Here is an 18,754-nt window from a genome sequence, read left to right as displayed (position 1 = left end):
CATCTAAATATTTTCCCAGAAAATAAAAAACGCTCAATGGAAATGGAGTCATCGAGCGCTTGATAAACTTAACTAACTAAAGCTTAAACTTAGATGTTGAATCTAGTAAGTTATCCGAAAGTTTGTGTAAGTTCTGCGCAACATCACCTACTTGCTCCAAGGCTTTCATGGTTTCCTCGAACGAACTATGCATGTTAGAAACATTGTCTACTACCATGGCCGCGACCGAAGTTTGCTCTTCAGTTGCCGTTGCTATTTGCGAATTCATTCCATTGATAGCCAATATTTGCTCTGAAATAAGTTGAATTGAGTTGCCAGTTGCTTGAGCTGCTTCAGCGTTGTTAGTGGCCATATCTCTTGCTGTATTCATCGCGTTAACAGAGTCTGACGCAGCAACAGTCAATATATTGATAAGTTCTCGAATTTCATTGGTTGATTTTGCGGTTCTTGACGCCAACTCGCGCACTTCATCTGCCACAACCGCAAAACCACGACCTTGTTCACCTGCACGAGCAGCTTCTATCGCAGCATTAAGAGCAAGTAGGTTGGTTTGCTCAGCAATAGACGTAATTACGTTTAGAATTTGCGTTACGTTTTGAGTATCGTCGGCGAGTTTATTAATCGTCACAGCTGCTTTATTTATCTCTTCGCTCAAATCTTTTGATTGCGCGACTGATACGTTTATTTGCTTTAAGCTTTCATCCACAGCGTTTTCTGCAAGCTCAGCTGCCTGAAACGCAGTAGCAGCTGATTGTGAAATATCACCAACACTTTGCTTCATCTCTTCCATTGAGTTTCGAACCACTTCTGCATCGCTTGATTGTTGCTGAGTGGCACGTTCCGCAGATTCCATACCTTGTACTAAACGCGTAGAGTTCTCCATTAAAGGCTCAACAACTGCGATCACGTCTTCGACCGTGCCGCGCAACAAATTGATAAAGGCATTGAAGTTTTTAGATACCTGTCCAATTTCATCTTCCGATGAAACGGTCAGTTGCGAGCTAAGCGACCCTTTACCTTCTGCAAGTAAATGTAAATTGTCAGCGGCTTCGCCTGCTGAAGAGCTAATACCTCTTGCTATCATAACCGCAAGAACAATAACTAGCGCGAGTGAGACAACTGCGACAATAAACATCATAGTTAAGGCATCATCAGCGTTTGATTTGGTATTATTGATAAGCTCAGAGAAGCGCTCATTAGCACGCTTTTTATCATCGTTAAGAGTTTTTAATATTCCCTCAAATAAATCACTTTTTTGTTTAGCTATTTGTGGCAACTTGGCAAAGTCGGCGGTGCCATCAATCATGCTAGTTGCAATTTGTTTAGCGATTTGACCGTACTTTTGTAAATCTTTAACCGTGTTAGAGGTCGGAAAGTTATCCTTTAAAGTAGGGACTTGCTGTAAGTTTTCCACCAGTTTTTTTTGTGTTGCTGCGGCCTTACTGATCAACTCAGCGTCACCAAAGGTCACTGATTGAGTGTAAGTTTCGTCGAGTGTTTGCATCGCAGTGACATTTTCAGACGTCAGAATTAACAGTTTGTATGTTTGGTTTTCTAATTCATCAAGTGAGCGCTGATTCTCCAACAAAGAGGTATAGTTAATCATTACCAATACAATAAATGCTGCAACTGCAACTATGGTTATCGCATGGATTTTTTTTGAAATACTCATGTTTTTAAAATGCAATAAGTTCGACATATAACACCTTGTAATATAACAATGTGACAACCTAAGTTGTGTTATTCCTTGCTAACGACCTTTTTAAAGTGTCAGCTATCGCTATTTGGCACTTTCCCCTAATGATAAGCTTAGCCATATTCCAATTTTTATCAATAAAACTTTCTTTTTCGTAGGGTTAACTATACTTAGCTTGCCAATAACTCATAAATTAGGCGGAGCTATATATGAAACTAAAAACTACTCTCTTGATCGCTGCTCTGTGTTCTACGACAGCTCATGCAGAGATTAACATTTCAGGTTTTGCAAGTATAAACGGTGGTAAAGTGCTCAGTGGTAATGGCGCACCGCAATTTGGTATCGAGCCATCGTTCCTTGCTGACTATCCGATTGTAAGTACCTACACAAAAGATTTTTCCTTTTCACCTGAATCACTTATCGGCTTACAGGTCACAGGTGATTTAGGCGAGGGGTTAAGCGTTACTGGTCAAATTGTTGCGCGTGGCGCAAATGACTATGACGCAGAATTTGAATGGGCTTACATATCTTATGAGCTTAATGATAACTGGACTGTCCAAGCTGGTAAGAAACGATTACCACTTTTTTACTACTCAGATTTTTATGATGTTGGCTATGCCTACGTATGGATGCGACCGCCCGCTGACAACTACACATGGCAAATATTTAACTATGAAGGGGTAAATTTGCTGTACAACGGGTCCGTCGGAGATTGGGGACTGTCAGCTAATATTTACACTGGTAAAGAAGATGACGAGCAAAATAAGCTTCTATCTGACTTCTTCTTTAGAGCGCCAACTCGTGAAATTTGGGAAGACATTTTAGGTGGCGTCGTTAATTTAAGCCATGACTGGTTAGAAATTCGTTTAACGCATATGCGCTATACAAATAAGCGCTTTGTTAATGGCGAACCTACCATGTGGAATGGCAAAGACACACGTGATGGTAAGTTTTATGGCCTTGCAGTTAATGCCGACTTTGGCAACTTATTTGTGTTATCTGAGTTAAACCGTTTAGAGCTAGACAGCGACTTTGATACCTACATGATAAGTGCGGGTTATCGCTTCGGTGAAGTAACACCTTACGTTATGTACTCAAACTATGAGCAAGACGGCGACGGTGATACAGAAAAGCATGATACTACTGCTGTAGGTGTTCGCTGGAATTTTCATCCCTCAGCTGCATTTAAAGTGCAATATGACAGAGTTAAAGATGATTCGTTTGACTTCGCCGTTGCCGGTGACAGTAAAGCACTCACCTTTGGCGTTGACGTAGTATTTTAGGAGCTAAGCGATGAAACATTTAATTTATTTAGCATTTTTAGCGCTAAGCGCTCATTCATTTGCAGCCGTATCAGTGATTGTTCACCCAAGTAATGCCAGCGCAATTGATGATTCGACCATTAATCGGATATTTACAGGCAAAGAGAAGTCCTTCAGTAATGGTAACAAAGCCATTCCCATTGGCCAAGATGCCGCAAATCCGGTAACTGAAGAGTTTAATACCAAAGTGTTAAACAAATCTTCTGCGCAGTTAAAGGCGTATTGGTCAAAACTGATCTTTACAGGGAAGGGCACACCACCTAAAGAAGCCGCCAACGACGCTGAAGTGATCCAATCGGTATCAACTAACCCCGACACCATTGGTTTTGTATCATCAAGCGCAGTAACTGGTGATGTAAAAGTAGTTAAAGAGTTTTAATCAAAATATTTAACCTCACTAAAAACTCGCTCTATGAGCGAGTTTTTTATCGATTTTAAGGAGGTTTTTTACTGGAGACAAAGTGATCTAAACTCAATATTCCTATTAAAAGGATTACAACAAATGATAAACACTTGCCAACCAAGCTTACAAGGCGAAAGCTTCTCGTGCCCACACTGCGGAGTGTATTCGGAACATCAATGGTTATCTCAACCTCAACTAGCTAGTTTGATGTTAAGTTTTATACAAGATGTATACCTAAGCAATAAATGGACACTTGAACATTCTCAATGTGAAAAAATGATTAATCTAGGAGGAAATCAAGCTACTCAATTTGCAAAGCACTTTTTGAATACAGAAATAAGCATTTCGAATTGTTTACAATGTAACAACCACACTGTGTGGATAGGCGAACAGATGGTTTATCCACCGAAGAGTCAAGTACCAGAGCCAAATGAAGACATGCCTGAAGCAGTTAAGTCTATATATTTAGAGGCGGCCTCAATTCTGGTTCAGTCGCCAAAAGGTTCTGCAGCATTGTTAAGATTGGCATTACAAGTTCTTTTAACTGGCATTGTTGGTGACGGAAAAATCGATAAGCAAATAAATAAATTAGTTTAACAGGGTTTAGCACCACAAATACAACAAGCCATGGACATTGTACGGGTTGTAGGAAATGAATCAGTTCACCCTGGACAAATAGATCTTGAAGATGACGCTGACTTAGCAATTTCACTTTTTGACCTTTTAAACATCATCGCTGAAGAGTTTATTACTAGAAAGAACAATATTCAGAAACTATACGATAATTTGCCTCAGGCAAAGCTAGATGGCATTAGAGAAAGAGATAAACAAAAAGGTTCTTTATAGCTTTAGAAGTAATAGACCAAATAGAAAATTACATCCCAGCCATTTTTCGTTATTTTATAAACGAAGGTGAGTTTGATTACTCAAAAATATCTTAAATAAATCAACATCAATGGAGCTCGACTTTAATAGAACACATCATTTAACATAATATAAATTATCGGCCATTTAGTGTGTCCGTTTACCGTTATCTCCATCTATGCGTAGATGCCATCAACTAAGTCCAATACTAGACGGTATCGGACATTTCAGGTTTTTATGCTTAAACATAGAATTGTAATGCCAAAGTTATTGAGCTTGCGGTTTTGATGCCTTAGTATGTTTTTATACCAACAATATGAAGTATCGTTATATGGAATTCGTCAAACCACTGGAGCCGATTTTAATAATCGACGACTCACAAGATATTAGAGATTATCTTAGTAGTATTCTTACCGACTTAGGTTTTGAAGAAATTTTTGAATCTCAGGATTTTGAATCGGCAAAAAGTCTACTCACCAGCAATCCCCCTAATGTGATCTTCCTCGATATTGAACTCCCAGACACCGACGGCACGCAAATCTTAGAATTTATTAATGACCATTATCCAAACACCCACGTTATTATGTGCTCCGGTCATAACAGTCTAGAGAACGTACAAAATACCTGGGAGCTTGGTGCTAAAGGATTTATCGCAAAGCCTTTTAATGCAAAAAAAGTTGATACGGTATTAAAACGCATAGAAATGATTGCATGAATCACCCAATAGAAACTATCACGTCTCAGCTGTCTCACATTATCTTTGGCAAAGATCAACAAATTAAGCTAGCTGTGTGTAGTTTGTTATGCCGTGGCCATTTATTGATCGAAGATTTACCCGGCATGGGCAAAACAACGCTTTCGCATGGCTTAGCTGATGTACTTGGCCTGAGCTATCAGCGCGTACAATTTACCAGTGATTTACTACCGGCAGATGTTTTGGGCTCGGCAATATTTAACGCTAAAGAGCATCAGTTTCATTTTCATCGAGGGCCAATTTTTAGTCAGGTGTTGCTGGCTGACGAAATCAACAGAGCGAGCCCTAAAACTCAAAGTGCTTTGCTTGAGGCGATGGAAGAAAGACAAGTGACGGTTGATGGCGTTAGTCATCCTCTACCTGAGCCATTTTTTGTGATTGCTACGCAAAACCCGCTACATCAAGCGGGTACGCATCCCCTGCCCGAGTCGCAATTAGACCGCTTTTTTATGCGTATCAGCTTGGGCTATCCAGATGAACAAGCAGAGAAAAAGCTCATCTTAGGTTTAAAGCAGCAAAGTGCCATCAATGTTGAGCAAGTGATTGATAAAGAAAAACTAATCGAGTTACAAATGGCATGTAATCAGGTTCATCTTGCACCAGCTGTGGTTGACTATATTCTCGCTTTGGTTCGTTACACCCGCGAAAGTGGTAAGTTTTCAGACCCTCTTTCACCGCGTGCTAGTATCGCTTTGGGCAGTGCTGCAAAAGCATGGGCATTGATGGATGAACGAGACTATGCGACGCAAGATGATGTGCAAGCTGTGTTTGCAAGTATTGCCGCTCACCGGCTAAATATTCCGTGCCATATACAAGATAAAATAATATCGGACATTTTGACTGAGGTTGAAATACCACTTTGATGTTCGGCATGTTCAAGCAGCTTTTTGCACGTTTTATTCGAAAAAAGCACTCAGCAGACTCGATTGCGTTTAAACACAACACCATCTACATACTGCCATCCACTATGGGCACAGGCTTTATCGGTGTGAGTGTGCTCAATTTTTTGTTAGGTATTAACTATCAAAATAATCTTTTATTAGCAGTGGCTTATCTCATGATAATGCTGTTAATTATTGCACTGCTCTACGGCTATGCCAACTTCAATGCTAGCGAGGTAAAGCTAGTCGCTATCAACTCAGCACATTGTAATACCCCGCCTTCAGTCACGTTAGCAATAACCTCAAATAAACGTTTGTTAGACTTTTCAATTGCTCATGATGCTTTGGAAGAGCCAATTCATATTCCAAGTATTGAACGAACAGTACTTCAAAGTGCACCACTTAGGCTTGAACGCGGTAAACACTTAATTGGACAATTTAAATTTGTAAGTCACTTTCCGTTCGGTTTGGTAAGTGTATGGAGTTATTTGTATCTCAAAAAATCTATTTACGCATACCCAAACCCGTTAGAAAACAATGAATCCATGTATGCGTTTCGCGCAACTGAAAACAGCGATGAACTTAGTAATTCTACGCTGGTTGTTGATGAGTTTAAGCAGTTAACCCCCTTCCAATCAGGCATGAATATGCATCGAGTGTCTTGGAAACACTATGCTAAGTCGCAGCAGCTTTTGGTAAAAGAGTATGAGGGCGAACTTGGCGCTCAAACGCTTAGGTTTGATTATGCTGAGCTACAAGGCACAGTAGAACAGCGCTTATCCAAACTGTGTTATTTGGTTTTAGAAGCTGAAGCATCCGATACTTTCTATGCATTCAAACTAGGAGGTTTTGAGCTTTCGGCAAACCGAGGTGAGGCACATAAATTAAAGTGCTTGGAGGCTTTGTGTGACTACTAATGCGCTGTTTTTCACACTTAGTTATTTAACTATAACACTACTACCTATCACTGCATTTGGTTTTGCATTTAATGCGCTGATGGTGTGTTTGGCTGTTTGGCATATCGCGCTGCTGCGCTTAAACAAACAAGGTGTACGCAATGCTATTTTAAACGCCGTTGCCTTAGTCGGTATGGCTATTACTGTGATGTCGATTGGTATTAAAAGTACCGTGAGTGTGTTTGTCGCGTTAATGCTTCTAGCGTGTCAACTAAAAGTGCTGCAGGCTAAAACGCTCAGACAATGGCGGCAAGTTTTAGTATTGAATTTTTTTACTTTTTCTTGCGCATTTTTATTCTCGCAAAGCCTCTATATAGCGTTACTTGTGCTGTTCATGCTCGGCTTTAACCTAGTTTTAATGCAGACCTTGCAGCATGTAGGCACTATCAAAGCAACTAGCCAGTTTGTCGTTTCGAAAATTTTGCTTAGTTGTGTGCTGAGTGTGTTGTTAATTTTATTTTTACCGAAATTACCTGCATTTTGGCAGTTACCGGGGCCGCAGCTGGCCAAAACTGGGTTATCAGAAACTGTCAGCCCGTTTAGTATTTCACAGTTATCGCAATCGGATGAACTTGCTTTTAGAGCAATATTTAACGATGTTGATATTCAACAAGGGCAAACCCCGCTGTATTGGCGAGCCATCATACACGACGAATTTGATGGACAGCAATGGCATATCGCAAACTTACAAAAAGCCACTATCAATTATGAAAAAAGTGGTGGTCAACCCACTTATAGTATTATTGCACAACCAAGCAATACTCCCTGGTTGTATGCTTTAGGGTTTGCTAGTAGCTCAACTAATAACGTGCAAAGTAATTACTTTGGTACCTTGTTTAGAACAGATAGACTCACTGCGACTTTAGAGTATGTTGTAACGCCTGCAAAGGTAGATGCCAGCCCAACTATGTCACGCTGGCAATATCAACATAACACTGCAATTCCAAAGCAATTAAATCTTCGGGCACAACGTCTTGCACAGCAATGGGACAAACAAAGTGGTACTACGGCAGAGTTTATTGCACTTATGCGTAAATACTTTGTTGAGCAAGGCTTTAGTTACACATTGACCCCGCAAGTTGCGACCTCTGAGCATATGATTGATCAGTTTTTATTTGACTATAAAAGTGGTTTTTGCGGGCATTACGCTTCGACAGTAGCCATGATGATGCGAAGCGTAGGTATACCAGCCAGGCTGGTGTCGGGCTATTTGGGCGCTGAATACAATGAAAAACAAGGCTATTTCAGCATTTATCAATACGACGCGCATGCTTGGGTGGAGTATTTTGTACCAAATGAAGGATGGAAACGCTTAGACCCAACCGCTTGGGTCTCCCCCGAAAGATTGCAAGGTTCATTGTCTCAATATCAACCTTTGGCCAACCAATTTCAATCAAACTTAGGCATGAGCTTGGCTGCGTTTTCAAGCTTCCCTGCAATAAACTGGTTAAGGTTGAAGCTTGAAGAGCTGGATTATCAATGGACGCGATGGGTGTTAAATTTTGACCGGCAAAAGCAAAGCTCAATGTTAGAAGCGATGTTAGGTAAAAATAATCAACACTTATCTGGTGTGATAGCAATAATCACGTTGGGCATTATATTCACAGGTATATTTTTTTATATTCAATTTAATAGTCGTATCAAAGAGCCTGATGCGATAAAACATTATCGTCGATTATGCTCATTTTCATCTATAGACCTTGAGCATACACCGCCAAAACAATCGATAGAGCAATTACAGCAGCAGTTTCCAGAACAAAGCGCTGACTTAATGCAGTTTTATGCAGATTTTTGTGCAAACCGCTATCAGGGAAAAACTTTTGGCAAAAACCAAAACATTCATGCCAAAAATTTGATAAATTCAATAAAAACAAAAGCAAAGAGAACAATATGAATGCAGTAATTATAGGCGTTATATTAATGCTTGGACTCTCGTTGGTTCGGGTTAATGTTATTGTGGCAATGACCGTTAGTGCCATGGTAGCCGGATTGAGCGCAGGGCTTGGTTTAACAGATACCATGAACGCATTTAATAGCGGGCTGTCTGGTGGTGCGGAAATAGCGCTAAGCTACGCGATGTTAGGCGGTTTTGCGGTGGCGATATCAAAATCTGGGTTAACCCATATTCTTGCGCAAAAGTTACTCAGCGCGGTTGAAAATTCCGATGAAACACATACTCGCATGCTGAGTTTTACTATCATGGCGGTTATTTTATGCTGCGCGATTGCATCGCAAAATTTAGTTCCCGTGCATATCGCCTTTATCCCGATACTTATCCCCCCACTACTAACTTTGTTAAATCGCCTCAACTTAGACCGCCGTGCAATCGCTTGTATATTAACTTTCGGATTAGCAACTTCATATATGGTATTGCCCTATGGTTTTGGCGGTATCTACCTGTATTCAATATTACACAAAAATTTATCCGATAACGGTTTAGACATGCTAAACACACAGGTACCAATTGCCATGATTATTCCTGCCATAGGTATGGTACTAGGTCTTATTATTGCGGTATTTTTTAGCTATAAAAAAGCGCGAGAATATCGTCATAACGAAGCCGCTGAAACCGCGGCAGCAAAAGAGGTTGAGAACCCCAAAAAGGTCATGATCATTGGCTCAATTGCGGTGATAAGTTCATTAGTAGCACAAAATGTCAGTGGGTCAATGATTTTAGGTGGCCTGGTCGGAGTTATGATGTTTAGCGTATTTGGTATCGTTAAATGGGAGCAAAGCTCTGATGTTTTCAGTCGCGGTGTAGCGATGATGGCGATGATAGGTTTCATTATGATCTCAGCGCAAGGGTTTGCATCGGTTATGAAAGCAACTGGCGATGTGGCAAGTCTTGTAGCTACCTGCGCTGATCTCATTGGCGATAACAAACCCCTTGCTGCGGCCATGATCTTATTAGTAGGCTTATTGATAACCATGGGCATTGGCAGCTCGTTTTCTACGGTGCCAATTATTGCCACCTTATTTGTACCGCTGTGTATGGAAGTTGGCTTTTCGGTGATGGCAACTGCCGCACTGGTTGGAACCGCTGGTGCTTTAGGCGATGCAGGCTCTCCTGCATCAGACTCAACTTTAGGCCCCACGTCTGGCCTAAATGCAGATGGCCAGCATGACCATATTTGGGATTCAGTTGTACCAACGTTTATTCATTTTAACATTCCACTGTTAGTTTTCGGTTGGGTAGCTGCAATGATACTTTAAGCTAGTTTGCATATTGCAACGCGCTTTGCGTCAGCGCGTTGCTTTTCTTGATTTCTATTCACTACTCACCCTTCAACCAATTGTTTTAAGAACAATTTTTTTAATTGGTTAGTGTCTGCATAATTCTTGCTGATTAATAATACATCCCTATATAAAGCGAGTTTTACTATGGCACGTATTACAGTTGTTGGTTTGGGTTATGTTGGATTAGCAAATGCCCTACTTCTTGCGCAACATAATCATGTTTGCGCATTAGACACAAACGTTGAACGCGTTAACATGATTAATCAAAAGCAGTCTCCTATTGTTGACCAACAGATCAGCGAGTTTTTACACTCAGTGGCAAATCCGATCTTCGCGACACGCGACGCATATATAGCTTATGAAAATGCTGACTTTGTTATCATTGCAACTCCAACCGATTACGACCCCCAAAGTAACTTTTTTGATACATCCAGTGTTGAATTAGTTATTAAGCAAGTAAAACAGCTCAGTCCTAACTCTACCATCGTCATTAAATCTACTGTGCCTGTTGGTTTTACTCAGAGAATGCAACAGCAGTACGAATGCGATAACATTATTTTCTCACCAGAGTTTTTACGTGAAGGTCAGGCTCTTTATGACAACCTATATCCCTCTCGCATTATAGTTGGAAGCCAATCAACAAATGCTAAACAGTTTGCGCATTTGCTAAAACAAGGTGCAAAAAAAGTTGATGTGGATGTGTTGCTTACATTCAGTACAGAAGCCGAAGCCATAAAACTGTTCTCAAATACTTATTTAGCAATGCGAGTCGCATTTTTTAATGAACTAGATACCTACTGCGAAAGCAAAGGACTAGACAGCCAACAAATTATCAATGGCGTTGGTTTAGACCCTAGAATCGGTTCACACTATAACAACCCTTCCTTTGGTTATGGAGGGTATTGTTTACCAAAAGACACCAAGCAGTTGCTTGCAAATTTCGATGGCGTACCGAGCAATGTAATAGCGGCTATTGTTGCTGCCAATGCAACCAGAAAACACTATATCGCCAATACAATTTTGGCTAAGGGCGCTCAAAAGATCGGTGTTTATCGGTTAATCATGAAATCTGGTTCCGATAACTTTAGAGAGTCAGCCATTTTAGATATTATTTCTCACTTACACCAAAGCGGTGCACAAGTAGTTGTTTATGAGCCTAAATTAAAACAGCCGTTTAACGATGAATTTGCGTTATGCAACAATCTCTCAGCATTCAAGCAATGCGATTTGATCATTGCCAATCGCATAGTTAGTGCACTTGAAGATGTTAAAGATAAGGTTTACACGCGAGACTTATTCAACAAAGATTGATGAAATTGCCTCTTGTAACACGCTAAAGCGAATGGGTTTAGTGAGCACTTTATCCATTCCCACATTAAGGCATTTTTCTTTATCGTCTTGCCCTGCATTGGCTGTTAAAGCAAAAATGGGCACCTCCAATGACATCTCTTTTCTCATATATTGGGTCGCTGTGAGGCCATCCATCACTGGCATCATCATGTCCATCAAAACCAAGTCGTAAGTTGTTGATTTAGCTTTATTCAAAGCATCTGAACCAGTATCAGCAATGGTAACGTGGTGCCCTAACTTTTCGAGCAGAGCACGGATCAATACCTGATTTGCAGGATTATCTTCAGCAACAAGTACCTTAAGTGAACGTAACTGGCATATTTTTGGTTCACTATCTAGCTGCTCTTGAGCATTTTCGTACGGTAATTTTACGCAAAACACTGTCCCTTCATTCGGTTTACTCTGGCAGGTTATTTCTCCTTTCATCGCCTCAACGATTTTCTTGGTGATACTGAGACCTAAGCCCACCCCCTGCTGTTTACGCTTTACACTCTCACCAACTTGAGTAAACGGCTGAAATATATGTTCAAGCTCTTCTTCATTTATACCGACACCAGTATCTTGAACACGCAGCAGTAATAACCCATTTTGCAGAGTAGCTTCGAATGTAATTTCACCATAGCTGGTATATTTAAACGCATTGCCAATTAGATTAAAAAGTATCTGACCAAGACGTGTTGTATCGGTATAGATAAAATCCGGTAGTTGCTCATCTATTTTTACGGTAAATTTAAGTAGCTCTGACTGGCGTACACTAAACTGCGCAGCGATTGATTTTAATTGTGTTTTCAGCTCTACCCTCGTTAAGTCTAACTCAAGTATGCCCGACTCAATTTTTGAAAAATCGAGTACATCGGATATTAGCCCCTGTAGTAGTGTCGCACTACTTTGTGCATAGGAAAGCCACTGCCTTTGCTGCTCATTAAGGTCGGTATCATTAAGTAGCTCAACCATACCTAAAATGGCGTTCATGGGGGTGCGGATCTCATGTGACATCACAGCTAAAAATTGTGATTTTGCTAAGTTAGCACTTTCGGCTTTTTCTTTGGCGTTCTTGTATGCCAGTTCGCGCTGTTTGGCATAGGTAATATCTTTGGCGATTCCTAAATAACCAATGTAATGGTTTTGTTCGTCATACTGTGGTTTACCACTGAGCGAAATCCATGTAGTTTGCTCTGTATGTAGTTCAAATTCAAAATCATAAAAATCGCTATGCTGGTTTATTAGGTGTAAGAATCGTTGCCACTTATTTTGTAATTTCTGTTCGTTTTCATTGCCAATGGCTAGTAATGCTCTATCTATAAAATTACGCGTGTAAAATTCATTGTCCTCGTTAAATGAACTCACTTGAGTAAACATTAAGCTTTTATCTGTGCGCCAAAACCACTCTGATGCAAGTTCACTAAATAACTGAGATTGAAAGGAGGTTTGCTGTAATAAGTCATAAAAATGCTCACTCTGGAGGTTGAGCTTTCTTAACGCAATGAGCCGTGCACACAGCTGTTTTAAAATCAGTCTAAAGCTGGTATCAATGACTAAATGCTCTACATCTATCAAGCATTTTGCCTGAGTAAATAAAAATACCCCATGTTCCGATGAGTCTTCCAAACAGATAACGAGCGTATTGGCTAGTTGCGGCATCAGCGCCTGTGCTTGCACTGAAAATGCCAGCTCAGCTGTAGGTTCACTGACGATTGTACCTCCCAATATTTTTGCTTGAGTGAACACTTGGCTAGCTGGCCAGTAGGTATGCTCAAATACAATGTCACTTTGGCTGTGACTAATGTACGATTCATCGACATCGGGAATTAAAAGAACACACGCTTGGTATTGTAAATATGGCGCCAGTAACTTTGGCAGAAGCAGAAATAACTCATTACTATCATTTACATGACAAATGCGGCTTAACACTATATCTAGCTGATCAATTGTGAATAATTCGCCAGTTGCCATCTAATTCTCTTTAAATTTGCTTTGCACAATGCAAATGATAGTGCGCATTTTTATATTGTTCCAACTTCTATTAATCCTTATTTACTTACTTTCAATAAGTTACACACACCATATTTGTGGAATAGTCTATGCTTATGTATCTGTACTCGTTATGAAGCGGTTGTCTTACAATGAAAATAGTGTGTTTAGGTGGTGGTCACGGGCTTGCGCAAATACTAAAAGCTATCAACCCTTTAGCTAGTGACTTAACAGCGATTATTGCCACGACCGATAATGGTGGTAGTACAGGTCGGTTGAGGGATAGTCAGCAATGTGTTGCATTGGGTGATATCAGACGCTGTTGTTTGGAGCTTGTGGAAGATAACTCACTTTTACACACGGTATTTGAACACCGTTTTAGCGGTGGCGAACTCGAAGGTCATAGCCTAGGCAATTTAGCATTATTAGGCTTACTACAGCTAACCAATAGCGCAACAGAAGCTGTCGCACAATTCAATGCCATCTTAGGTAATTCTCAAACTGTGCTACCTATGTCTGATGAACCTGTCGATCTCATTGCAACGATGCAAAATGGTCAAACCGTGATTGGCGAATGTGAAATTGATGCATTGAACCAGCTACCAGAGCAGATAAACCTCACAAAACGGGTTAATGCCCATGAAAAAGCGATCAACGCGATTTATAGCGCTGACGTTGTATTAATTGGCCCTGGCAGCACGATATCAAGCGTTATGCCCGCCCTGCTAGTTGATAATATTGCACATGCGCTGCAAAGAACCAAAGCCTGTAAGATATTTGTAGAAAATATCGCGCGTGAAAACAGCGTCATGGCGCAGCTCAAAGAGGATGCCGTCGTCGATTGGCTACAAAAAATGGTCGGTTATCAATTTTGTGATATGAGTCTTTCACCCGAGGCGATCGCACAGATATCAAATACACAAGAGTGCAGCAGTCACTGCGCAAAACAGCTGCATAATATTGAGCAGTTGCATGGTGTATTTACTAAATTGCTGTTGTTTAGGAGTGAGTAGCATTATTACTTAGCAGCTATTAGTGCTATTGCATCAGAGAAAGCCTGTTCAGCTTGAACTGTTGCCTTTTCGATCAATGGCGCTAACTCACTAAGTTTAATGTCATGGTGTTTTGTGGTCATTTCTATTAGCTCACAAGTTTGCGCTAACAAAAGTGCACCATAGCTGCGGCTACTGCTTTTTAAGCTATGTGCAAGGTGTTGGATAGAGTCAAGATTGTCGCTGTTGGCTAATTCATTTATCTGTTTTCGTGATTCTGTTACGTAAACACCCAAAAGCTGCAGCGCAAGTTCCTTTCCTACATCGTTGCATAGCGTAGAAAATATCGTTTTATCTAACATGATGGTTCCCTCGGAGGTTTTATGAGTTATCAAGTTATTTTTTTTGTTGATTCGGCCAACTTTGGCGGCATTGAATCTCATATTATTGAACTGGCAAAGCTTTTAACGAGCCATCAAATTGAGTGTAGTGTGCTTTTTTACAAAGACCATAACAATCAACATTTTTATAAAAAATTAGCAGCCAACAATATCGAGTTTTCTTTTCTAACAGGCAGTTTTGCAGGCACATTGAGAGCGTTGTATCACATGCCCCACAACACTGTGATCCATACTCATGGTTACAAGGCTAGCATTGTCGGTAAGTTATGTTGCAGATTTCTAAGAATGACATGCGTAAGTACTTATCATGCTGGAGAAACCGGTTTTGGTTGGGTTAAATGGTACAATCGCTTAGATAAATCTTTAAGCTTTCTATCTAAAAACTTCGCCGTTTCTAAGCTGATTGCTAAACAAATAAATAAGGCCACGGTGTTAGATAATTTTGTTGTCAGTAAGTCGGTTTGTAGACCTATTAAAATCAATTCTACACCGATAGGAGTTGGCTTTGTTGGCAGATTGTCATATGAAAAAGGGCCTGATCATTTTATTGAGCTTGCATCCCTATTGTGTCACGACAAAAGATTTTCATGGCATGTGTTTGGTGATGGCCCGATGAAAGCGTCACTCCCATCATTCGATTTCATCACCTATCACGGTATGACTGATAGCGAAAAGATCTGGCCTCAGCTTGACATTTTAGTCGTAACTTCGCGTCAAGAAGGGCTTCCAATGGCAATATTAGAGGCAATGGCAAACAACGTATTAGTTATAAGTACCAATGTGGGCGCTATTTCTAGCGTAGTTATTAACGAACAAACGGGCTACTTGGTTGAGCAGTTTTCGGTGCGTAAGTTTGCCAGCATCATTACGGACCTGCCAAATAACAACCACGGCAAGCTTACCTACCTTGCAGCTCACCATATTCAAAAACACTTTTCTGGTAAGCAACAGTGGTACACACTCAATACTATGTACAGAAATTGCCTATGTGCTAAGCCTCGATTTCTTCCCAAGTCTTAATTTTTCGATAGATGGTCGATGGGCTGACATCAAGTAATGCTGCTGCTTTTGGGATGTTATTCTCGCATAAGCTAATCGCTTGCTCGATATAACGTTTTTCAATTATCCACAGCGGCTCGATGTCTTTTGTCGAGAGTATAGTCGCAGTAGCATTTATCTGGGACTGGCCCGTAAACGTCCCGTTAGTTTGCAAAGCGGGAGGCGCTTGATGAGTATTTTGCAACTGCATATTGACGACGTTAGTATGGGAGCCTTGATGTAAATCCGGCACCATATCTAGCTCAATCCAACTTTGCTGATTTAATACCAGCGTATTGCGAACAGTGTTTTCGAGTTGCCGAACATTACCTGGCCAGCAGTAGTTTAAAAATGCCCTTTTTACCGATTCTGACATACCAGTGTAGCCATGACGTTCTTCTTTTGCGATTTTCTTAAAGAGTGCTTCGGCGATTTCAATTATATCATTGCCCCGCTCCCTTAACGGCGGCAAACAAATAGGAATAACATGTAAACGATAGTATAAGTCTTCACGGAACCTACCAGCTTGTACCTCAGCTAAAGGGTCTCGGTTGGTCGCACAGACAAACCGCACATCCACTTTTACTTCTTTTTCACTACCCACTTGCTGATAACAGCCTGTTTGAATAAAACGCAATAACTTGCTTTGCAGGTTTATGTCCATTTCACACAATTCATCTAAAAACAGTGTTCCACCATCAGCTTGACCTGCCGCGCCTTCTCGATTAGAAATCGCGCCAGTAAACGCCCCTTTTAAATGACCAAAAATTTCACTTTCAATTAAATCTTTAGGAATGGCTGCACAGTTAAGAGCAACAAATGGTTTTTGTGATCGAGGCGAAGCCAAATGGACGGCACGCGCGCACAGTTCCTTACCCGTACCACTTTCACCGGTTATAAACACCGTTGCTTTAGAAACCGCAGCGGAATTTATAATTTGATACACCGATTGCATGGCTCTAGAAGAGCCTATTAGGTCAAAGAACCGACCATTTTCATAAGTTTGATGATACTTTTCAACTTCTTGAGCGAGGCTTTTTAATTTTAGCGCGTTGTTTACGGTAATTCTAAATCTGTCTGCTTCTACGGGCTTTTCTAAAAAATCACTGGCCCCAAGACGTATAGCTTCGATTGCCATTTCTTTGGTTGCGTGGCCAGTTAAAACAATAACTTGAGGTCTATGTTCGCCAGACAACTGCGACAAAATATCAAGACCATTGATATCGGGAAGCATGACATCCAAAACAATCAAATCTGGCAAAAACGTTTCGATTGCCGCTAGCGCTTCTGTTCCGGAATATGCGATATGGGTTTGGATTCCCGTGGGGATCAGATATGACTGATACATCAATGCCAATGACTCGGTATCTTCTACAATTAGCACCTTTGGGGGCATACGCATATTCCTTGTCTTTTGTACATATTATTAATTAATAACAATTAATGACGCATCGTCAAACTCTTTTGACAAACTCCCTTGAGAATTTAACCAAAGTTGTTCTGCAAAGCTTTGTCCTTCAATGTGTGTATCAGGCAGACATTCAATTATCTGATTTTCTTCATTGAGTGTTGAGCCTAGATTGTCTACCCAACCATCAGTGTAGAAGATAAGATGTTTAACGTCTTTTAGCGGATAACGATATTTTTCATATTGGTGATCAGGCGATAGTCCCATTAGTGGGTCAGTACCAGTCATAGGATTGACTTTACCGCTGTTCATTATCGCAATTGGTGGTGGGTGCCCCGCGTTATAAAAATACATATATTCATTGTCAAAATACACAATGAGCATTGTTAACAGGCTTCCCTTGCAAATTTTTTCTTGATTTAAAGCAAGGTTTAAAGCGTTGGTAAGTGTGTCTACTTCGTCGTAACTACTGATAAACCCGCTAATAAACCCTTTGATTTCATAGCTCTTTTGGTTTGCAGCTAACCCATGTCCCATCACATCAGCAAAAATAAAACCTTTATGTGGTTGCTCTAATGGAATGAAAATATCACCACCTAAGTCTGTAGTAATAGTGCCAAAAAGATGAGCACTGCCAAATGCGCCCATCTCATAGTGATAATTTTTGTTTAAGCTTGCAGGCTTAAACAATTGCGCTTTCATTTTATTAAGTACTCGGTCCAAATTCAGCAAAAGCTGCTGTTTGGTAACGGGCTTTGCAATATAGTCGTCTATACCAAATCGGTTTAATTTTCTTATCGTAGCGGCATCGTTATCTCCAGTAAGCATTAAAATTGCAAGACTTGATTTGATATCTGAGCTGGCCAGCTGTTTTAGGAGGGTTTCGCAGGTATCATTTTTTAATCTGTAGTCGAGTAGCAAAACATCCACTTTAGATTGTGTAATTAGCTGCCACGCATCACGACAGTTTTGACAGGAAATAAACTCAAACTCGTCCTTAACATACGCCTCTATCAGCGCTAGTTGTGTAATATCATCATCAACATAAAGTAACGACGTTTTGCGTTTTACTTTAGTAATATTGAACGAAAAGTAATTTTTGCCATCAACGGATTCATAGTAAGCGTCTGGATAATAATGGCGAATTAGAGCAACACCCATTCCCCCTTCAGCTAAACACTCACTTTCGATGGTCCATTGCGAATGGTTTTGTTCAAACAGGTTATACGGTGTCAAATTATCTATTAATTGCACGGTATAGTGATTTCTATCATCACCAATTAAAAGTGTAATGGTGTTGTCATCACCTAAGCTGTGTCTTAGCAGGTTAGTTAAGTACTCCGTAATGACTAATGCGCTGGCATCCGTATCATCTACAGTGACGTTAAGAGAGCCAAGCACGTGTTTTAGCGCATGGCGTATTTCGGTGATTGCTGGGCGTATCAAGCTAAAACGATTATGAAATTTAATATTCATGAAGC

The 18,754-nt window shown here is 40.5% G+C and carries 17 protein-coding genes; 12 read left to right on the top strand and 5 right to left on the bottom strand.

Annotated elements, in window-relative coordinates; translation table 11 throughout:
• Positions 1 to 76 precede the first annotated feature (76 nt).
• Positions 77 to 1,699: a methyl-accepting chemotaxis protein gene (locus HC733_RS07720; RefSeq protein ID WP_190364477.1), complete on the bottom strand. Its 1,623-nt coding sequence runs from the start codon at positions 1,697 to 1,699 to the stop codon at positions 77 to 79.
• 206 nt (positions 1,700 to 1,905) lie between these two features.
• On the opposite strand from HC733_RS07720, the gene HC733_RS07715 reads away from it, so the two are divergent.
• The 10 genes from HC733_RS07715 to HC733_RS07670 all read left to right on the top strand — a co-directional run bounded on the left by HC733_RS07715 (position 1,906) and on the right by HC733_RS07670 (position 11,424).
• Positions 1,906 to 2,979, top strand: coding sequence for a porin (locus tag HC733_RS07715; RefSeq protein ID WP_190364476.1), 1,074 nt, complete (start codon positions 1,906 to 1,908; stop codon positions 2,977 to 2,979).
• A 10-nt stretch (positions 2,980 to 2,989) separates the two neighbouring features.
• Positions 2,990 to 3,397, top strand: a complete 408-nt coding sequence (locus tag HC733_RS07710) for a phosphate ABC transporter substrate-binding protein (protein WP_190364475.1) — start codon at positions 2,990 to 2,992, stop codon at positions 3,395 to 3,397.
• 123 nt (positions 3,398 to 3,520) lie between these two features.
• Entirely contained in the window at positions 3,521 to 4,018 is a 498-nt protein-coding gene (locus tag HC733_RS07705) for a hypothetical protein (RefSeq protein ID WP_190364474.1), read from the top strand.
• A 30-nt stretch (positions 4,019 to 4,048) separates the two neighbouring features.
• Positions 4,049 to 4,267, top strand: coding sequence for a hypothetical protein (locus HC733_RS07700; protein ID WP_190364473.1), 219 nt, complete (start codon positions 4,049 to 4,051; stop codon positions 4,265 to 4,267).
• Positions 4,268 to 4,616: 349 nt separating this feature from the next.
• Positions 4,617 to 5,000 (top strand): response regulator, encoded by a 384-nt coding sequence (locus HC733_RS07695; protein ID WP_190364472.1) that lies wholly within the window; start codon positions 4,617 to 4,619, stop codon positions 4,998 to 5,000.
• Positions 4,997 to 5,902 carry an AAA family ATPase gene (locus HC733_RS07690; RefSeq protein ID WP_190364471.1) on the top strand — a complete coding sequence of 302 codons (906 nt, stop codon included), beginning with the start codon at positions 4,997 to 4,999 and terminating at the stop codon, positions 5,900 to 5,902. Before HC733_RS07695 ends, HC733_RS07690 begins: the two co-directional genes overlap by 4 nt.
• Positions 5,903 to 5,910: 8 nt before the next feature.
• Positions 5,911 to 6,837 carry a DUF58 domain-containing protein gene (locus HC733_RS07685; protein WP_190364470.1) on the top strand — a complete coding sequence of 309 codons (927 nt, stop codon included), beginning with the start codon at positions 5,911 to 5,913 and terminating at the stop codon, positions 6,835 to 6,837.
• Positions 6,827 to 8,770, top strand: a complete 1,944-nt coding sequence (locus HC733_RS07680; protein ID WP_190364469.1) for a transglutaminaseTgpA domain-containing protein — start codon at positions 6,827 to 6,829, stop codon at positions 8,768 to 8,770. Before HC733_RS07685 ends, HC733_RS07680 begins: the two co-directional genes overlap by 11 nt.
• Entirely contained in the window at positions 8,767 to 10,089 is a 1,323-nt protein-coding gene (locus HC733_RS07675) for a Na+/H+ antiporter family protein (RefSeq protein WP_190364468.1), read from the top strand. The genes HC733_RS07680 and HC733_RS07675 overlap by 4 nt, the downstream gene beginning before the upstream one ends.
• 168 nt (positions 10,090 to 10,257) lie before the next feature.
• Positions 10,258 to 11,424: a nucleotide sugar dehydrogenase gene (locus tag HC733_RS07670; RefSeq protein ID WP_190364467.1), complete on the top strand. Its 1,167-nt coding sequence runs from the start codon at positions 10,258 to 10,260 to the stop codon at positions 11,422 to 11,424.
• Here the strand turns inward: HC733_RS07670 and HC733_RS07665 are convergent.
• Entirely contained in the window at positions 11,407 to 13,416 is a 2,010-nt protein-coding gene (locus HC733_RS07665; RefSeq protein WP_190364466.1) for an ATP-binding protein, read from the bottom strand. The genes HC733_RS07670 and HC733_RS07665 overlap by 18 nt on opposite strands.
• A gap of 170 nt (positions 13,417 to 13,586) precedes the next feature.
• Here HC733_RS07665 and HC733_RS07660 point away from each other — a divergent pair, with 170 nt between their 5' ends.
• Entirely contained in the window at positions 13,587 to 14,447 is an 861-nt protein-coding gene (locus tag HC733_RS07660) for a gluconeogenesis factor YvcK family protein (protein WP_190364465.1), read from the top strand.
• 5 nt (positions 14,448 to 14,452) lie between these two features.
• On the opposite strand, the gene HC733_RS07655 is transcribed toward HC733_RS07660, so the two are convergent.
• Positions 14,453 to 14,788: an Hpt domain-containing protein gene (locus HC733_RS07655; RefSeq protein ID WP_190364464.1), complete on the bottom strand. Its 336-nt coding sequence runs from the start codon at positions 14,786 to 14,788 to the stop codon at positions 14,453 to 14,455.
• Positions 14,789 to 14,809: 21 nt separating this feature from the next.
• Here HC733_RS07655 and HC733_RS07650 point away from each other — a divergent pair, with 21 nt between their 5' ends.
• A complete protein-coding gene (locus tag HC733_RS07650) occupies positions 14,810 to 15,847 on the top strand; it encodes a glycosyltransferase family 4 protein (protein ID WP_190364463.1) in 1,038 nt (345 codons plus the stop codon).
• Here HC733_RS07650 and HC733_RS07645 read toward each other — a convergent pair.
• Both HC733_RS07645 and HC733_RS07640 read right to left on the bottom strand, forming a co-directional pair.
• Entirely contained in the window at positions 15,819 to 17,261 is a 1,443-nt protein-coding gene (locus tag HC733_RS07645) for a sigma-54-dependent transcriptional regulator (RefSeq protein WP_190364462.1), read from the bottom strand. The two genes, HC733_RS07650 and HC733_RS07645, sit on opposite strands and share 29 nt — an antisense overlap.
• Positions 17,262 to 17,291: 30 nt before the next feature.
• Entirely contained in the window at positions 17,292 to 18,749 is a 1,458-nt protein-coding gene (locus HC733_RS07640; protein WP_190364461.1) for a SpoIIE family protein phosphatase, read from the bottom strand.
• Positions 18,750 to 18,754 lie beyond the last annotated feature (5 nt).

The sequence above is a fragment of the Pseudoalteromonas sp. S16_S37 genome, assembly GCF_014694405.1.
Taxonomy (GTDB): domain Bacteria; phylum Pseudomonadota; class Gammaproteobacteria; order Enterobacterales; family Alteromonadaceae; genus Pseudoalteromonas.
The sequence above is the reverse complement of the archived record's forward strand: the minus strand, read 5'-3'. Positions and strand labels throughout refer to the sequence as shown.